Raw genomic sequence first — 16,976 nt, 5'->3', positions numbered from 1 at the left:
GCACGGAAAGGGCCGCCGCGTTTCCCGGGGGGATACGCGGCGGCCCGTGGCCGGTTCAGCAGCAGCGGAAGCCCTCGCGCGGATCCGCCTCGCGGGAGTCCGTGCGGGCGCGCTCGAAGGCGCGTCGGGTGAGGACCTCGGTGTCCGGGTCGTGGGAGCGGGCGTGGGCCACGTAGCGGTCGTAGGCGGCCTCACCGGTGAACTCCCGTACGTAGTACCTGGCTTTGGCCAGCACTTCCCGGACGCCGCTCACGCCACCGGCTCCTTGGCCTTGCCGCCGCCCGAGTCGAGGCCGGCCGCGGCCAGCTCCGCCCGCTCCTCGGGCGTGGCGATCAGACCCGCCGGGGCGACGATCCTCGACTCGGTCCAGGGGACTTCGGTGAGGGTGACGCCCTGCGGCGCGCGGACCGCCTTGACGCAGACGCGGGCGGCGTCCACCAGCACGATGACGATCAGCAGGGCGAACAGCACCGACAGCACGCCGTCCACCGTGGCGTTGGTGACCACGGTGTGCATCTGGGCGAGGTCCTTGGCCGGCTTGATGACCTTTCCGGCGTCGATGCCGTCCTGGTACAGGTCGCGCTGGGCGAAGAAGCCGATCTTCGGGTTGTCCGAGAAGACCTTCTGGTAACTGGCGGTGAGGGTCACCGCCACGTCCCACGCCAGCGGGACGCCGGTCACCCAGGCCCACTTGAGTCGGCCGGACTTGACCAGCAGCGTGGTGCATACCGCCAGGGCGACCGCCGCGAGCAGCTGGTTCGCGATGCCGAACAGCGGGAACAGCTGGTTGATGCCGCCCAGCGGGTCCTCGACGCCCACCCACAGGAAGTAGCCCCAACCGCCGACGACGACGGCGCTCGCGATCCAGACGCCCGGCTTCCAGCTGACGTCCTTGAAGGACTTGTGCACGTTTCCGAGGGTGTCCTGGAGCATGAAGCGGCCGACGCGGGTGCCCGCGTCGACGGTGGTCAGGATGAAAAGGGCCTCGAACATGATGGCGAAGTGGTACCAGAAGGCCTTCATCCCGGCCCCGCCGATGACGGAGGAGAAGATCTCCGACATTCCGAGTGCGAAGGTCGGGGCGCCGCCGGTGCGGGACAGCAGGGTGGTTTCCTCGACGTCCTTCGCGGCCCGGGCCAGTGCCTCGGGGGAGATGGCGAACCCGAAGTGCGTCACGGCCTGGGACGCGGTCTCGACGGTGGTGCCGATGACCCCGGCGGGGGAGTTCACGGCGAAGAACAGGCCCGGTTCGATGATGCAGGCCGCGATCACGGCCATGACGGCGACGAAGGACTCGGTGAGCATCGCGCCGTAGCCGATGACCCGGACCTGGGTCTCCTTCTGGATCATCTTCGGGGTGGTGCCCGAGGAGACCAGCGCGTGGAAGCCGGACAGCGCGCCGCACGCGATGGTGATGAAGACGAACGGGAACATCGAGCCGGCGAAGACCGGTCCGTCCCCGCGCGAGGCGAAGTCGGTGACGGAGGGCATCTTCAGCATGGGCATCGCGATGACCACGCCGACCGCCAGCAGCGCGATGGTGCCGACCTTCATGAAGGTGGAGAGGTAGTCGCGCGGGGCGAGCAACATCCACACGGGCAGGACGGAGGCCACGAAGCCGTAGGCGACCATCCAGATGACCAGCGTCTGCTTGTCGAGGGTGAAGACGTCGGCGAACGAGGAGTCGGCGACCCAGCCGCCCGCGACGATGGCGAGCAGCAGCAGGGCGACACCGATCAGGGAGACCTCGGTGATCCGTCCCGGTCGCAGGACGCGCAGGTAGAAGCCCATGAACAGGGCGATCGGGATGGTCATGCCGATGGAGAAGACGCCCCAGGGGGAGTCGGCCAGCGCGTTGACGATGACCAGGGCCAGCACGGCCAGCAGGATGATCATGATGACGAACACGGCGACCAGCGCGGCGGCCCCGCCGATCGGGCCGATCTCGTCACGCGCCATCTGGCCGAGCGAACGGCCGTTGCGGCGGGTGGAGAAGAACAGCGTCACCATGTCCTGGACGGCGCCCGCGAAGATGACGCCCGCGACGATCCAGATGGTTCCCGGCAGGTAGCCCATCTGCGAGGCGAGCACCGGACCGACCAGCGGGCCCGCGCCGGCGACGGCGGCGAAGTGGTGGCCGAAGAGCACCCGGCGGTCGGTGGGGTGGAAGTCGACGCCGTTGTCCAGGCGTTCGGCGGGGGTGGCCCGGGTCTTGTCCACGCCCAGGACGCGGTCCGCGATGAAGCGCGCGTAGAAGCGGTAGCCGATGGCGTACGAGCCGAGCGCGGCGGCGAGCAGCCACGCGGCCGAGATCTCCTCACCGCGCGAGAGGGCCAGCACGCCCCAGCCGATGGCCCCGACGAGGGCCACGAGCACCCACACGGCGATCGACTTCGGCGAGAGCCCCCCTGACGAGGCTCCCGCCGTGTCCCGTGTCGTGCCTGTTGCTTCCGGTTCCGGCATGATCCTCGTCCCCTCGTTGATCACTGCTGAGCGCAGGGAATCTACGGGGGCCCGACCGGTGGACGAAAGCCCCCGTCCGTATAGCGGTACGAGCGTCCACCGTGGGCGGATCAAGAGTCAATGAGGTATCAGAGAGCGGGTCGCCGAAGCCGGGCAACGAACTTGTAACGGTCGCCGCGATACACCGAACGTACCCATTCGACCGGTTCGCCGTCGGCGTCCAGCGAATGCCGGGAGAGCATCAGCATCGGCAGGCCGACATCGGTGCCGAGCAGTCCGGCCTCGCGCGGGGTGGCGAGCGAGGTCTCGATCGTCTCCTCGGCCTCGGCCAGGCGCACGTCGTACACCTCGGCGAGGGCGGTGTAGAGGGAGGTGTACTTGGCGAGCGAACGGCGCAGCGCGGGGAAGCGCTTGGCCGAGAGGTGGGTGGTCTCGATGGCCATCGGCTCGCCGCTGGCCAGGCGCAGCCGTTCGATGCGCAGGACCCGCCCGCCGGTGGAGATCTTGAGGAGCCCGGCGAGGGTGTCGTCGGCCGTCACGTAGCCGATGTCGAGGAGCTGGGAGGTCGGTTCCAGGCCCTGGGCGCGCATGTCCTCCGTGTAGGAGGAGAGTTGGAGCGGCTGGGAGACCTTGGGCTTGGCGACGAAGGTGCCCTTGCCCTGGATGCGTTCGAGCCTGCCCTCGACCACGAGTTCTTGCAGGGCCTGGCGGACGGTGGTCCGCGAGGTGTCGAATTCGGCCGCGAGCGTGCGCTCCGGCGGCACGGGTGTGCCGGGGGGCATGGTCTCGGTCATGTCGAGCAAGTGCCGCTTGAGTCGGTAGTACTTGGGAACCCGGGCCGTGCGAGTGGCCGCCCCGCCTTCCGGCTCCGTGGTCGCCCCTTCGGTGGCCATCGCCGCCCGCCTTCCCGACTCCAGTTTCGCTGCCGTCACCGGCTCCTCCGATATGTGCGGTCACATCGTGACACGGGTGGGAGGACAGGCCCCTCCCCTCCCCCAGGTGTCGGTCCGATAACGGACCGATCACCCGCTCATTAGACCCTTGACACCCCTAAAGGTCTAGGCCAAGCTCCGGTTACTGGTCTACACCAATATGGATCGGATCCCGGCCCCACGCTCAGTACTTCGCGTATGTCACCGCGGCGGGCAAGGGACGTGCATGAAGGCATCCCTGAGGAGGGTGGCGTGAAGCGCAAGCTCATCGCGGCGGTTGGAGTCGCGGGCATGGTGATCGGCCTGGCGGCCTGCGGTGGCTCGGACAGCAAGGGCGGGGACACGGCCGACAAGGCGTCAGGCGCCAAGGAGCTGACCGTCTGGCTGACGGTCGACGCCCAGAACAACTGGCCGGAGCTGGTCAAGGCGGCCGACGACGCGATAGTCGCCAAGCACCCCGGTCTCACCGTCAAGCACGAGTACTACGGCTGGCCCGACAAGAACGCCAAGCTCGACGCCGTCCTCGCCACGGACAAGGCCCCCGACGTGGTCGAGATGGGCAACTCCGAGATGATCGGCTACATGTCGACCGGGGCCTTCTCCGAGATCGACCCCTCGAAGTTCGACAACTCCGCCGCCTGGCTGGACGCCCTGAAGCAGTCCGTCACCTACGACGGCAAGACCTACGGCGTCCCCTACTACGCCGGTGGCCGCGTCGGCACTTGGCGCAAGGACCTGGCCGCCGAGGTCGGCGTCACCGCCGCCCCCAAGAGCTGGGCCGAGTTGACCTCCGCCCTGGACAAGATCCAGGCGGCGAAGGGCGACAAGTTCAGCGCCCTCTACCAGCCCTCGCCGGACTGGTACGGCGCGATGTCCTTCGTCTACGACAACGGCGGGGCCATCGCCAAGAAGGACGGCGGCTCGTGGAAGGGCTCCCTGTCCTCCCCCGAGGCGATCAAGGGGCTCAAGCAGTACAAGGAGCTCCTCGACAAGTACATGCACGCGGACAAGACCAAGGACGAGGCCGACCGCCCGGTCGTCTTCGGCCAGGGCAACTCCGCCGCCATCTTCGCCTCCGCGTGGGAAGGGTCCACCGCGGCCGACCCTAAGAGCGACAAGGTGGGCGGCCTCAAGGACAAGCTCGAGAACTTCGTGATGCCCGGCCCGAACGGGAAGGCCCTCCCGGTCTTCCTCGGCGGTTCGGACCTCGCGGTCCCGTCGAAGTCCAAGGCCAAGGACATCGCCTCCGAGTGGATCAACGCCTTCACCGGCTCCCAGGGCCAGAAGGGCCTGATCGCCAAGGGCAACCTCCCCAACAACAAGACGGACCTCGGCCCGCTCAAGACCGACCCCAAGACCGAGGTCCCGGCGACCGCGGCTGAGTCCTCCTGGTTCGTCCCGACCGCCCCCGGCTGGGGCCAGGTCGAGAAGGGCAAGGTCCTCCAGACCATGCTCCAGGACATCGGCACCGGCAAGAAGTCGGTCGAGGACGCGGCCAAGGCCGCCGACGCCGAGATCGACAAGGTCATCAACACCAAGTGACCTGAAGTGAGGGGCCCCGCCGGATCGGCGGGGCCCCGCCGCCCGTCAAGAGAGGGACCCCCGAGGAGCACGCGATGAGTGCCGCACAGACAACCACCGCCGATCTGCCGCCGGCACGGCGCCAGACTTCCACCGGACCCGGGACAGGCAAGACCTCCGCACCGCGGCGCCGGGACCGCAAGGGCCCCGGCGCGACCCCCTGGCTGCTGCTGGCCCCGTGCCTGCTGATCATCGTCCTCGTCATGGGCTACCCGCTGTTCAGACTGGTGTCCCTCTCCTTCCAGAGCTTCGGCAAGTCCGAGCTCTGGGGCTTCAAGGACGCGGAGTTCGTCGGCTTCGACAACTTCTCGAAGGTGCTCGGCGACGGCGTGTTCTGGTCCGTCGTGCTGCGCACCATCGCCTTCGCGGCCGGCGCGGTCATCCTGACCATGGTCATCGGCATGCTCGTCGCCCTGCTCCTCCAGAAGGTCTCCGGCTGGGTCAAGGCACTCGTCAACATCGCGCTGGTCGCGAGTTGGGGCATGCCCGTCATCGTCGCCACCGCCATCTTCAAGTGGATCTTCGACGCCGACTACGGCGTCCTCAACTACCTGATGAGCCGGCTCCCCGGCGTCGACATGATCGGCCACAACTGGTTCGCCACCGGCCCCCAGGGCCTCGCGGTGATCATGCTGCTCGTGGTCTGGGGCGCGGTGCCCTTCGTCGTCATCACCATCGGCGCGGGCCTGACGCAGGTGCCCAAGGAACTGGAAGAGGCGGCGCGCCTCGACGGCGCGGGCGCCTGGGGCGTGTTCCGCCACGTCACCCTCCCCATCCTCAAGCCGATCCTCGTCATGCTGACGACCCTGTCGGTCATCTGGGACATGGGCGTCTTCCCACAGGTCTTCGTGATGCGTAACGGCAACCCCGAGGCCGAGTTCCAACTGCTGACCACCTACTCGTACAAGCAGGCCTTCGTGGTCAACGACTACTCGGGCGGCTCCGCGATCGCCCTCGTGACCGTCCTGCTCCTGCTCGCGGTGGTCGCCGTATACATGCGCCAGATGCTCAAGATCGGAGAGGTGGAGTGACCTCGACCACCACGCCCCCCGCGACCACCACGCCCCCCGTGACCGCCGGCGCCCCCCGCCTCAAGCAGCGCAAGAAGCCCAGGCTCGGCTGGAACCTCCTCGGCCTGCTGGTCTTCGTCACCGCCGGGTTCCCGGTCTACTGGATGCTGAACACGGCCCTCAAGCCGGCCAAGGACGCGATCGACCCGCACCCGCACTTCTTCCCGACCACCTTCACGCTGGACAACTTCCGGCGCGCGCTGGAGATCTCCGACTTCTGGGGACCGGTCGGGCGCAGCATGATCGTCTCGTTCACCGTGGTCGTGATCGGCATCGCCGTCGGCATGCTGGCCGCCCTCGCCATCTCCCGGTTCGCCTTCCGCGGCCGCAAGGTCGTGATCGTCGGCATCCTGGCCGTCCAGATGATCCCGCTCGTCGCGATGATCATCCCGGTCTTCCTGCTCCTCAACGACCTCGGCCAGTACGACAAGCTCAGCGGCCTGATCATCACCTACCTGACCTTCATCCTGCCCTTCACCGTCTGGACGTTGCGCGGATTCATCGTCAACATCCCCAAGGAGCTCGAAGAAGCGGCCATGGTCGACGGCTGCACGCCCACCGGCGCCTTCCTGCGCGTCGTCTTCCCCCTGCTCGCGCCGGGCATGGTCGCCACGTCCGTCTACGGGTTCATCCAGGCGTGGAACGAGTACCTCTACGCCCTGATGCTGATGAGCCAGCAGAACCAGACGGCAACCGTCTGGCTCGGCAACTTCACCACCAAGAACGGCACCGAGTTCGCCCCGATGATGGCCGGCTCCACCATGATGGCGCTCCCCATCGTGATCCTCTTCCTCATCGTCCAGCGCAAGATGGCCGCGGGCCTCACGGCCGGCGCCGTGAAGGGATAACGGCCCATGACTGTCCTCGCGCACCAGACGGACACGCTCACCCGCGACGCCCTGGCGGTGCTCCAGCCCGGCTTCGAGGGCACCACCGCCCCCGCCTGGCTGCTGCGCCGGCTCGGTGAGGGCCTGCACGCCGTCGGCCTCTTCGGGCGCAACATCGTCGCCCCCGAGCAGCTCGGGCGCCTCACCGCGCAACTGCGCGCCGAGCGCGACGACGTCCTGGTCGCCATCGACGAGGAGGGCGGCGACGTCACCCGCCTGGAGGTCCGTGACGGCTCCTCCTTCCCGGGCAATCTGGCCCTGGGCGCCGTCGACGACACCGGTCTGACCCGGGACGTCGCCCGCGAGCTGGGGCGCCGCCTCGCCGCCTGCGGGGTCAACCTGAACTGGGCGCCCTCCGCCGACGTCAACTCCAACCCCGACAACCCGGTCATCGGCGTACGGTCCTTCGGCGCCGACACCCATCTCGCCGCCCGGCACACCGCCGCCTACGTCGAGGGCCTCCAGGCCGCCGGGGTCGCGGCCTGCACGAAGCACTTCCCCGGGCACGGCGACACCAACGTCGACTCGCACCTCGCGCTGCCGCGCATCGACGCCGATCCGGACACCCTGACGGCACGTGAACTCGTGCCGTTCAAGGCAGCCGCGGAAGCCGGCACCAAGGCCGTCATGAGCGCGCACATCCTGGTCCCCGCCCTCGACCCCACCCGCCCGGCCACCCTCAGCCCGCGCGTCCTGACCGACCTGCTGCGCAAGGAACTCGGCTACGAGGGCCTCATCGTCACCGACGGCATGGAGATGAACGCCATCGCCGGGACGTACGGCATAGAGCGCGGTTCCGTCCTCGCCCTCGCCGCCGGCGCCGACGCGATCTGCGTGGGCGGCGGACTCGCCGACGAGGCCACCGTCCTGCGGCTGCGCGACGCGCTGGTCGCCGCCGTACGGGAGGGCGCGCTGCCCGAGGAGCGGCTCGCCGACGCCGCCGCCAGGGTCCGCGACCTGGCCGAATGGACCCGAGTGCGGCGGGCCGCCGCGATGCCGGGCGCGCCGGAGGGGGGCGCGCCCGGCATCGGCCTGACGGCGGCCCGCCGGGCCCTGCTCCTGACCGGCCGGGTGAGCCCCGTGGGCACCCCGTACGTGGCCACGCTCGCCCCACTGCCGAACATCGCCGTGGGCGACGAGACCCCGTGGGGCGTGGCCGCCGAACTCGCGGCGCTGCTTCCCGGCACCGCGGCGGGGGTTTACCACGAGGGGGTCGGCGTGGGGGAGGTCCTGGCCGCCGCGGGGGAGCGAACGGTCGTCGCGGTGGTCCGGGACGCGCACCGGCACCCCTGGATGACCGAGGTCCTGGACGCCCTCGTGGCGGCCCGGCCGGACACCGTGGTGGTCGAGATGGGCCTGCCCCGGGCCGAGCCGCGCGGCGCGCTGCACATCGCCACCCACGGCGCCTCGCGGGTGTGCGGGAGGGCCGCCGCGGAGGTCATCGCGAGCGCGTAGCGCGAATGCTCACAGCAGCGAGGCCGGGCCCCTGAACCGGGGCCCGGCCTCGGTGCGCTGCGCCGTGGCGGCCTCCGCCGGCGCCCCGCGCTGTTACAGGCTCTGCCAGGCGGGCTTGTCGGCGTAGGTTTGGCGGAAGTAGTCGGCCAGCTTCAGCTTCGAGGCGGCGGCCTCGTCCACGACCACCGTCGCGTGGCGGTGCAGCTGGAGCGCGGAGGCGGGGACGAGGGCGGACAGGGGGCCCTCGACGGTCTGCGCGACGGCCTCCGCCTTGCCTTCGCCGGTGGCGAGCAGCACCAGGTGGCGGGCGTCGAGGATGGTGCCGATGCCCTGGGTGACGACGTGGTGCGGGACCTGGTCTATGTCCTCGTCGAAGAAGCGGGCGTTGTCGACGCGGGTTTGGTGGGTCAGCGTCTTGATCCGGGTACGGGAGGCGAGCGAGGAGCAGGGCTCGTTGAAGCCGATGTGCCCGTCCGTACCGATGCCCAGCAGCTGGAGGTCGACGCCGCCGGCCTCGGCGAGGGCGCGGTCGTACGCGTCGCAGGCGGCCACGATGTCCTCGGCGGAGCCGTCGGGACCCATGAAGGACGCCTCGGACAGCCCGAGGGGTTCGACTACCTCGCGCAGGACGACGGCGCGGTAGGACTCCGGGTGCCCGGCGGGCAGGCCCACGTACTCGTCGAGCTGGCAGACGCGGGCCTTCGAGACGTCGGCCTCGCCGGCCTTGACCTTGGCGGCGAGGGCCTCGTAGACGGGCAGCGGGGTGGAGCCGGTCGCCACCCCGAGCAGGGCGTCGGGCTTGCGGCGTACCAAGGCGGCCATGGCCTCCGCGATGAGCTCGCCGCCTGCCTTGGCGTTCGGGACGATGACAACTTCCACGCGGGGCCTGCCGATCTGGAGAGGTGGTGTGGTATAGACCAATCTAGCAGAATCGACCCGCTCGTGGCGGGCCTTCCGCCCCACTTCCATGGTGTTCCGATCCCCGTCCGGCGGCCTCTCGGCGGCCTCTCGGCGGAGTCTCGACGGCCCCGCGTCCCCGCCGCCTACAGCAGCGCGAGCTGGAGGCCGCCCGTCGCGTCCAGGTGCTTGCCCGTCATCCAGCGGGAGTCCGGCGAGGCCAGGAAGGCGACGATGTCCGCGACCTCCTCCGCCGTCCCGGTCCGACCGAAGACCGAGCGGGCCGATACGTGCGCCCGGGCCGCCGGGTCGGCCAGCCAGCCCGCGTTGAGCTCGGTTTCGATGACGCCCGGGCCCACCGAGTTGACGGTGATGCCGCGCGGCGCGAGCGCGGCGGCCAGCGACACGGTCAGCGCGTTCACCGCCCCCTTGGCCGTGATCGTCGCCAGGATCGCCGGCAGCGCGAGGTCCGGGGTGCCCGTCACGTTGACGATCCGGCCGCCGTCCCGCAGGCGCGGCAGCCCGTGTTTGATCACGAAGAACGGTGCCTTCGCGTTGAGCGCGTGCGCGCGGTCATAGGTCTCCTCGTCCGTGTCCTCGATCCCCGCGAAGGCCGCCGCCCCGGCGTTGTTGACCAGGATGTCCAGCCCCTCCTCCGCCGCGGGGTGGGAGTCGTACGCGGCCCACAGCGCCCGCGCGTCGCCCGGGACCCCCAGTTCCGCCCCGATCGCGAAGGCCCGGCCGCCCTCCGCCTCGATCGAGGCGACCGTCTCGCGCGCGGCCGCCGCGTCGTGGCCGTAGTGCACGGCGACCAGCGCCCCGTCCCGCGCCAAGCGCCGGGACACGGCCCGGCCGATGCCCCGGCTGCCGCCCGTGACCAGAGCCGTCTTCCCCTTGAGCACGCCCATGACGCGCCCCCCTTCGAAATCTCTAGTGGTCGCTACAGAAGGCAACATAGCAGATTCCTTAATGGCCGCTATAGAATGTGCCGCATGGTGACCGGACAGCGCGGCAGGCCCCGTTCCTTCGACCGCGACGCCGCCCTCGACGCGGCCCTGCGCGTCTTCTGGGAGCGCGGTTACGAGGCGACCTCCATCGCCGACCTCACCCGCGAGCTGGGCATCGGCGCCCCCAGCCTCTACGCGGCCTTCGGTGACAAGCGCACGCTCTTCGACGAGGCCGTGACGGTGTACGGCGGCCGGTACGGCGGCTTCGCGGCCGTCGCCCTCGCCGAGGAGCCAACCGCCGCCGCGGCCGTACGGCGCGTCCTGCGCGAGGCCGCCGACGTCTACACCGATCCGGCCCACCCCAAGGGCTGCATGGTCATCAGCGCGGCGATCAACACCACCTCGGACGAGGTGGCCGAGGCCCTCCGGGAACGGCGCAACGCCAACCTGGCGACCTTCGAGAGCCGGATCGCGGCGGACGTCGCCGCCGGCGCGCTGCCCGTCGACACGGACGCGCGGGCGCTCGCCCGCTACGTCGGGGCGGTGCTCCAGGGAATGTCCCAGCAGGCGCGCGACGGGGCCGGCCGCGAAGAGCTGGAAGCGGTCGCGCGGACGGCGATGCGGGCCTGGCCGCGGTAGGGGACCGTGGGGAGTTCTTGCTTCCTGCGCGCCACGGCCGTTCGCGGGGCCGGTCTTTCCTCTGGGCCACGGTGCAGGACGGGACCCTCAACCCGTCCGGCACCGTAGCCCGGAGTACTTACGGCCGGCGGGTGTGCGGTTCCCGGCGGCCGGTGGGAGGCGCCTACGCGGTCAGGGCAGAGCGCGCGGCTTCCTCGATCCGTCCTCCTGTGCGGGGAGGGCGGAAGCTTAAACCATTGTGGACTAGACCAATCTGTCCTGTCCATCCAAGGACAGGGGTCGCATTCCCGTCACTTCCTCCAACCCTACGCGGCGGGAGGCCCTCCTGGATACTCCTGGGTATTCGCCGTGGGGAAAGTCATGGCCGTACCCGGGGTACGCTCGGGCCGTGCCCTCCATGAACGACCTCGTACGCCAGCACACCGCTCTCAGTGAAACCGACCTGGAGTGGCTGCACCTGCTGGTCTCGGAGTGGCAGCTGCTCTCCGACCTGTCCTTCGCGGACCTCGTGCTCTGGGTTCCCACCCTCGACGGCACCCGGTACGTGTCGGTCGCGCAGATGCGCCCGAACACCGGACCGACCTCGTACCAGGACGACATGGTCGGCCATCTGGTCCCCCGGGGCCGCCGCCCGCTCCTGGACGCGGCCCTCGACGAGGGCCGGATCGTCCGCGAGGGCGACCCCGAGTGGCGCGAGGAGGTCCCCGTCCGCGTCGAGTCCATCCCCGTCCGGCGCGAGGGTCGGGTACTCGGAGTGATCGCGCGCAACACCAACCTGCTCACCGTGCGTACACCGAGCCGGTTGGAGCTCACCTACCTCCAGTCCGCCTCCGACCTGGCCCAGATGATCGCGGCGGGCTCCTTCCCGTTCCCCGGCCAGCAGGTCGACATGGACGCCTCTCCGCGCGCAGGGGACGGACTGATCCGGCTCGACGCCGAGGGCGTGGTGACGTACGCGTCCCCGAACGCGCTCTCCGCCTACCACCGCCTCGGGCTCGCCTCCGACCTGGTCGGCCAGCACCTGGGCACCACCACCGCCGAACTGGCCCCCTCGCGCGGCCCGGTGGACGAGGCGCTGGTGAAGCTGGCCAGCGGCTGGGCCCCGCGCGAGACGGAGATCGAGGGCAACGGCGGGGTCATCCAGCTGCGTGCCATCCCGCTCAAGCCCAAGGGCCCCCGCATCGGTTCGCTGGTGCTGTGCCGCGACGTCACCGAGCTGCGCCGTCGCGAACGTGAACTGATCACCAAGGACGCGACCATCCGGGAGATCCACCACCGGGTGAAGAACAACCTCCAGACGGTGGCCGCCCTCCTGCGCCTCCAGGCCCGACGGATGGATTCCCCGCAGGGGCGCGAGGCGCTGAACGAGGCGGTGCGGCGCGTCGGTTCGATCGCGATCGTGCACGAGACGCTCTCTCAGAACCTCGACGAGCGCGTGGAGTTCGACGAGATCGCCGACCGCGTCATCGCGATGGTCGCCGAGATCTCGCCCGGCAAGGTCGCCTGCCGGCGTACCGGCCGGTTCGGAATCCTGGACGCGGAAGTCGCCACCCCGCTCTCGATGGTGCTGACCGAGATCCTCCAGAACGCCCTGGAACACGCCTTCACCCAAGGGGAGGGCGGAACCGTGGAGGTGTCCGCCACCCGCTCGGGCACGGGCCGCGCCGACGCTCGGCTGTTGATCAAGGTGCTGGACGACGGATGCGGCCTGCCCGAGGGCTTCGACCCGCAGCGGGCCGGCAACCTCGGGCTCCAGATCGTCCGCACCCTGGTCGAGGGAGAGCTCGGCGGGACGTTCGACATGGTCCGGGTCGAGCCGCACGGCACCCGGGTCGTCCTCGACGTCCCGGCCAGCCCGCAGAAGTAGGGCGACGGACGGTGACGCGGCGCGGCGACCGGTGCGTCACGCTGTGTGACCGGCTGCTGGGGTTGCCGGCCATCGGGTCCCGGGGCTCCGCACAGCACTGAGCCCCGGACCGATGTTCCGGTCCGGGGCTCAAGAGCACGTTGCTGAGCGCTTCTCAGGTTCTACGCGCTGCGGCTCGAGGCTCGAAAGTCAATGTCAGGCGCTGGCGTTGCGCGCCCGGTTGCGAGCGGCGCGGCGCTTCATGGCGCGGCGCTCGTCCTCGCTGAGGCCGCCCCAGACGCCGGAGTCCTGACCGGACTCGAGCGCCCACTGCAGGCACTGCTCCATCACGGGGCAGCGGCGGCAGACGGCCTTGGCTTCCTCGATCTGCAGCAGCGCAGGACCGGTGTTGCCGATGGGGAAGAAGAGCTCCGGGTCTTCCTCGCGGCAAACGGCGTTGTGACGCCAGTCCATGGCTGCTCCATCTCCTTGTATTGCGAACATGTGGCTTGTGAATGTGAACGCTTTCACGAATCCCCCCGTGAGGGAAAGGGTTGGCCCTCAGAAGACGACTGGGGGGTCCGAAGATTCGTGTGGGGTTCTGGCGGTCTGTGTGGGTGCCGGGTAGTGCGGGCTGTCCCGATCGCCATGTAGAGATTCGCAAACCTCGGACGGGGATACAACCCCTTCCGGAAAGTTTTTTTGGATTCGTCGGTGTCGACTAGGTCACAGCCCTAGTTCCTGGGGGTGTACCGGCGTGTAAACGTTCGAGTGAAAGGACTTTGGCCTCTTCTACTCACACAATCACACGCAGTGCCCGGCGAACGCCTGTGAACTGAACGCTGGTCCGCAGTCCCAGGTGATCGCCGTCCATCTGGAAGGGGAGTGGAACCTTCGAATGCAAGGTGAAGTCGGTCAGATCGTGCAGACTCACCGCGTGCTTGCCCTGCGGACCGCGCTCAGGAGTCGAGGTCAGGAGCTGCGTCGCGTATCTCGCGACCGCCGGAGTTGACAAACGGTCCAGGGCCAATACGTCAAGTGCGGTATCGAACGACGCGTCCGGGGACGCGTAGAGCGGGCGATTGCCCAGATACGTCCAGGGCGAGGTGTTGCAGACTATCGAGAGGACGAGGTCCGTCACGGGCTCCGCGCCGGGCCGCTCCAGCGTGACGGTTCCGTGCCGCCGATTGGGTTCGTCGAGGAATTGGCGCACCAGCTGTCGCACATAGAGGGCGTGCGTCGAACGCTTGCCGCGCTCGCGCTGCTGCTCGACCCGGCCCACCACCCCCGCGTCGAAACCGAAGCCGGCGCAGAAGGTGAACCAGCGCGCCGGAACCGACTCGTCCACGGTGCCGGGGGCGCCGGCCGCCAGGCCCAGGCCCACCGTGCGCTCGCGCCGCTCCCGCAGTGCGTCGAGCAGGGCGCCGGTCGCCTCGACGGCGTCATTGGGCAGTCCGAGCGCGCGGGCGAACACGTTCGTCGACCCGCCGGGGACCACCGCCAGCCTCGGCAGCCGGTCCGGATCGGGGCCGTCGTGCAGCAGGCCGTTGACCACCTCGTTGACCGTGCCGTCGCCGCCCAGGGCCACCACGAGGTCCAAGCCCTCCCGCGCGGCCCTGCGTCCCAGGTCGCGAGCGTGCCCCCGGTACTCGGTGGTGACCGCCTCCAGCTTCATCTCGCTGGCCAGCGCGTGCGTCAGGACGTCACGCGTACGTGCACTGGTGGTCGTCGCTGCTGGGTTGGCCACGAGAAGTGCACGCATGAGCGCCAGCCTACCCACCCGCTCGGAGGCGCCCCGTACTGCCCGCCCCCGCCACCGTCCGCTCCGGCGCGGGCGGGGCGCGGCTACCCTGCTGGAGTGAGTGAGAAGCCGACCCCGAATGCCCCCACCGACGCCGCGGCCCCCGGCGGTGCGCCCGCCGCGCTGCCCGGCCGGCTGACCGCCGCCGCCGTGCTGTGCGCACTCCAGGGCCTGGCCCTGGCCGGCCTCGGCGGCTACCTGCTGTTCGACGGGATCGCCGGACACGTCGACTCCGCGCGGCAGGCCGAGACCGGGGGCCTGACCCTGCTCGCCATCGCCGCGCTCCCGCTGATCGCGGCGCGCGGGCTGCGCCTGGGCCGCCGGTGGAGCCGGGGCCCGGCGCTGATCACCCAGCTGACGGCGCTGCCCGTGGCGTGGACGCTGTGGACCGCCGGCGGTGCGCTGACCGCCGCCGCGGTGGCCTTGGCGGCCTCCGCGCTGGCGGTCGTGGCCCTGGTGGTGAACCCGACGGCGACCGAGGCCCTCGGCATCGGGCCCGCGGCCTAGGCGACTTCGGCCGCCCGCGGCCGGGTGACCGTCACGCCCCCGTCGTCACTCCTCCACGAGGAGCTTCTCGCGCAGCTGTGCCAGGGTGCGGGCCAGTAGGCGGGAGACGTGCATCTGGGAGATGCCGACCTCCTGCGCGATCTGCGACTGGGTCATGTTGCCGAAGAACCGGAGCAGAAGAATCCGCTTCTCTCGCGGCGGCAGCCCTTCCAGCAGCGGCTTGAGGGACTCGCGGTACTCGACCCCCTCCAGCGCCTCGTCCTCCGAGCCCAGCGTGTCCGCGACCGCCGGCGACTCGTCGTCCGTGTCCGGGACGTCCAGGGAGAGCGTGCTGTAGGCATTGGCCGATTCCAGCCCCTCCAACACCTCCTCCTCGGAGATCCCGAGGCGCTCCGCCAGCTCGTGGACCGTGGGCGAGCGGCCGTGTTGCTGGGAGAGTTCCGCGGTGGCCGTGGTCAGCGAGAGCCGCAGCTCTTGGAGGCGCCGGGGAACCCGTACCGCCCAGCCCTTGTCGCGGAAGTGCCGCTTGATCTCGCCGACGACCGTGGGCGTGGCGTACGTGGAGAACTCGACCCCCCGGTCCGGGTCGAACCGGTCCACCGACTTGATCAGGCCGATCGTCGCCACCTGCGTCAGGTCGTCGAGCGGCTCGCCACGGTTGCGGAACCGCCGGGCCAGGTGCTCGACCAGCGGCAGGTGCATCCGGACCAGGCGATTGCGCAGCTCCGCCCGCTCCGGTGAACCGTCGGGCAGCTCCCGCAGCTCGAAGAACAGCGCCCGCGCGCCACTGCGGTCGCGCGGGTCCGGCACCGCCGGAGCCGCCTGGGCCACGGCCGCGGGTGGCTGTGAGAGTTGTGGTTCGTCGTGCTGGTTCTCGCTCATAGGGCCCGCCCGTCGCTCCGCCGAGTCCAAAAAGCCGTCTTCCGCTTCCGCGTCAGCCGGGTGCGGCCGGGCGTGCTGCTGCTCCGGGATGCCGCCGTCGACCTCATGCCGTACCCGGGGCCGATCCCCGCCCCGCACCGGGATCTCCCCGCCGCTCACGCCGGGCCTGGCCCCGCGCCGCGTTGTTTGTACAGGCTGATGCACACGGTGCGGTTCTCCTCGACCGTCGCCTCGACCTTGCCGGCCAGCGCCGACAGGACCGTCCATGCGAACGTGTCGCGCTCGGGCGCGCGGCCGTCCGTGGTCGGTGCGGAGACGGTGACCTCCAGCGAATCGTCGATCAGCCGGAACACGCAGCTGAGGACGGAGCCGGGCACGGCCTGCTGGAGCAGGATCGCGCACGCCTCGTCCACCGCGATGCGGAGGTCCTCGATCTCGTCGAGGGTGAAGTCCAACCGTGCCGCGAGACCGGCTGTCGCCGTCCGCAGCACCGACAGGTAGGCACCCGCAGCCGGCAGCCGGACTTCTACGAAGTCCTGGGTCGCGGGCTCGCCTGCGATCTGGGACACCCTCACCTCCAAGGTGGTACGAGCTCTGTTCGCCGGTGACGCTACCGCGATCCGGGCGATCGTGTCGCGGCACCCCTCGTGGCGCCCGCCGTGGGCGCCCGGGTCGCCCGCCGCTCCTGCGGTCGGTGACCGATGGTAAGCCCATCGGTACGCACAGTGGCTAGGGGTCTGCGGGTCCAATTCGGGGGAACCGGCGGAGGGTTGACCTACCCCGCCTCAGACGATCGAACCGTCGACAAAACACCACCGCCACGTCTCGCCCGGTTCGAAGCTGCGCATCACCGGATGGCCCGTCTCGTGGTGGTGCGCGGTGGCGTGCCGGTAGGGGGAGGAATCGCAGCACGCCACGTGTCCGCACCCCAGGCACATCCGGAGTTGCACGGGATGGCTGCCGATCGCCAGACATTCCGGGCAGGTCAGGGCAAGCGGGATCGGCTCGGGGCGCGGCAGTTCGGCAACGTGGGTGCACTCGCTCATGATGGCCAGCGTACTGACGTGCG

The 16,976-nt window shown here is 70.3% G+C and carries 17 protein-coding genes; 7 read left to right on the top strand and 10 right to left on the bottom strand.

Annotated elements, in window-relative coordinates; translation table 11 throughout:
* Window positions 1–55: 55 nt before the first annotated feature.
* The 3 genes from ACV7NM_RS11425 to ACV7NM_RS11415 all read right to left on the bottom strand — a co-directional run bounded on the left by ACV7NM_RS11425 (window position 56) and on the right by ACV7NM_RS11415 (window position 3,356).
* Entirely contained in the window at window positions 56–253 is a 198-nt protein-coding gene (locus tag ACV7NM_RS11425; RefSeq protein ID WP_463410196.1) for a CstA-like transporter-associated (seleno)protein, read from the bottom strand.
* Window positions 250–2,463 (bottom strand): carbon starvation CstA family protein, encoded by a 2,214-nt coding sequence (locus ACV7NM_RS11420; RefSeq protein ID WP_463410195.1) that lies wholly within the window; start codon window positions 2,461–2,463, stop codon window positions 250–252. The genes ACV7NM_RS11425 and ACV7NM_RS11420 overlap by 4 nt, the downstream gene beginning before the upstream one ends.
* Before the next feature lie 128 nt (window positions 2,464–2,591).
* A complete protein-coding gene (locus tag ACV7NM_RS11415; RefSeq protein ID WP_463413900.1) occupies window positions 2,592–3,356 on the bottom strand; it encodes a GntR family transcriptional regulator in 765 nt (254 codons plus the stop codon).
* A 291-nt stretch (window positions 3,357–3,647) separates the two neighbouring features.
* Here ACV7NM_RS11415 and ACV7NM_RS11410 point away from each other — a divergent pair, with 291 nt between their 5' ends.
* The 4 genes from ACV7NM_RS11410 to ACV7NM_RS11395 all read left to right on the top strand — a co-directional run bounded on the left by ACV7NM_RS11410 (window position 3,648) and on the right by ACV7NM_RS11395 (window position 8,388).
* Window positions 3,648–4,937, top strand: a complete 1,290-nt coding sequence (locus ACV7NM_RS11410; RefSeq protein WP_463410194.1) for an extracellular solute-binding protein — start codon at window positions 3,648–3,650, stop codon at window positions 4,935–4,937.
* A gap of 74 nt (window positions 4,938–5,011) precedes the next feature.
* Window positions 5,012–6,007, top strand: coding sequence for a carbohydrate ABC transporter permease (locus ACV7NM_RS11405; protein WP_463410193.1), 996 nt, complete (start codon window positions 5,012–5,014; stop codon window positions 6,005–6,007).
* A 38-nt stretch (window positions 6,008–6,045) separates the two neighbouring features.
* Entirely contained in the window at window positions 6,046–6,894 is an 849-nt protein-coding gene (locus ACV7NM_RS11400; protein WP_463413899.1) for a carbohydrate ABC transporter permease, read from the top strand.
* 6 nt (window positions 6,895–6,900) lie between these two features.
* Window positions 6,901–8,388: a glycoside hydrolase family 3 protein gene (locus ACV7NM_RS11395; RefSeq protein ID WP_463410192.1), complete on the top strand. Its 1,488-nt coding sequence runs from the start codon at window positions 6,901–6,903 to the stop codon at window positions 8,386–8,388.
* Window positions 8,389–8,481: 93 nt separating this feature from the next.
* Here the strand turns inward: ACV7NM_RS11395 and nagB are convergent, their stop codons facing one another.
* Together nagB and ACV7NM_RS11385 are read right to left on the bottom strand one after the other, a co-directional pair.
* On the bottom strand, window positions 8,482–9,267 hold the full coding sequence (gene nagB, locus ACV7NM_RS11390) for a glucosamine-6-phosphate deaminase (RefSeq protein WP_463410191.1): 786 nt from the start codon (window positions 9,265–9,267) through the stop codon (window positions 8,482–8,484).
* 164 nt (window positions 9,268–9,431) lie between these two features.
* Window positions 9,432–10,193, bottom strand: coding sequence for an SDR family oxidoreductase (locus ACV7NM_RS11385; RefSeq protein WP_463410190.1), 762 nt, complete (start codon window positions 10,191–10,193; stop codon window positions 9,432–9,434).
* 84 nt (window positions 10,194–10,277) lie between these two features.
* Here ACV7NM_RS11385 and ACV7NM_RS11380 point away from each other — a divergent pair, with 84 nt between their 5' ends.
* Window positions 10,278–10,871, top strand: coding sequence for a TetR/AcrR family transcriptional regulator (locus ACV7NM_RS11380; RefSeq protein WP_463410189.1), 594 nt, complete (start codon window positions 10,278–10,280; stop codon window positions 10,869–10,871).
* Window positions 10,872–11,268: 397 nt separating this feature from the next.
* On the top strand, window positions 11,269–12,738 hold the full coding sequence (locus ACV7NM_RS11375) for a sensor histidine kinase (RefSeq protein WP_463413898.1): 1,470 nt from the start codon (window positions 11,269–11,271) through the stop codon (window positions 12,736–12,738).
* A gap of 195 nt (window positions 12,739–12,933) precedes the next feature.
* On the opposite strand, the gene ACV7NM_RS11370 is transcribed toward ACV7NM_RS11375, so the two are convergent.
* Window positions 12,934–13,191, bottom strand: coding sequence for a WhiB family transcriptional regulator (locus tag ACV7NM_RS11370; protein ID WP_003953983.1), 258 nt, complete (start codon window positions 13,189–13,191; stop codon window positions 12,934–12,936).
* A 322-nt stretch (window positions 13,192–13,513) separates the two neighbouring features.
* On the bottom strand, window positions 13,514–14,479 hold the full coding sequence (locus tag ACV7NM_RS11365) for a diacylglycerol/lipid kinase family protein (RefSeq protein ID WP_463410188.1): 966 nt from the start codon (window positions 14,477–14,479) through the stop codon (window positions 13,514–13,516).
* 96 nt (window positions 14,480–14,575) lie between these two features.
* Between ACV7NM_RS11365 and ACV7NM_RS11360 the strand changes: the two genes are divergently transcribed.
* Window positions 14,576–15,025: a hypothetical protein gene (locus tag ACV7NM_RS11360; RefSeq protein ID WP_463410187.1), complete on the top strand. Its 450-nt coding sequence runs from the start codon at window positions 14,576–14,578 to the stop codon at window positions 15,023–15,025.
* A 45-nt stretch (window positions 15,026–15,070) separates the two neighbouring features.
* Here the strand turns inward: ACV7NM_RS11360 and ACV7NM_RS11355 are convergent, their stop codons facing one another.
* From ACV7NM_RS11355 to ACV7NM_RS11345, 3 genes are all read right to left on the bottom strand, one after another.
* Complete coding sequence (locus tag ACV7NM_RS11355) at window positions 15,071–16,066, bottom strand: RNA polymerase sigma factor SigF (protein ID WP_463410186.1); 996 nt, start codon at window positions 16,064–16,066, stop codon at window positions 15,071–15,073.
* Complete coding sequence (locus ACV7NM_RS11350; RefSeq protein WP_329198175.1) at window positions 16,063–16,476, bottom strand: ATP-binding protein; 414 nt, start codon at window positions 16,474–16,476, stop codon at window positions 16,063–16,065. Before ACV7NM_RS11350 ends, ACV7NM_RS11355 begins: the two co-directional genes overlap by 4 nt.
* A 216-nt stretch (window positions 16,477–16,692) precedes the next feature.
* Window positions 16,693–16,953, bottom strand: a complete 261-nt coding sequence (locus tag ACV7NM_RS11345; protein ID WP_463410185.1) for a UBP-type zinc finger domain-containing protein — start codon at window positions 16,951–16,953, stop codon at window positions 16,693–16,695.
* Window positions 16,954–16,976: the final 23 nt, after the last annotated feature.

It is taken from the genome of Streptomyces sp. Tek67B01 (assembly GCF_055231995.1).
This window is presented reverse-complemented; position numbering and strand designations above follow the sequence as displayed.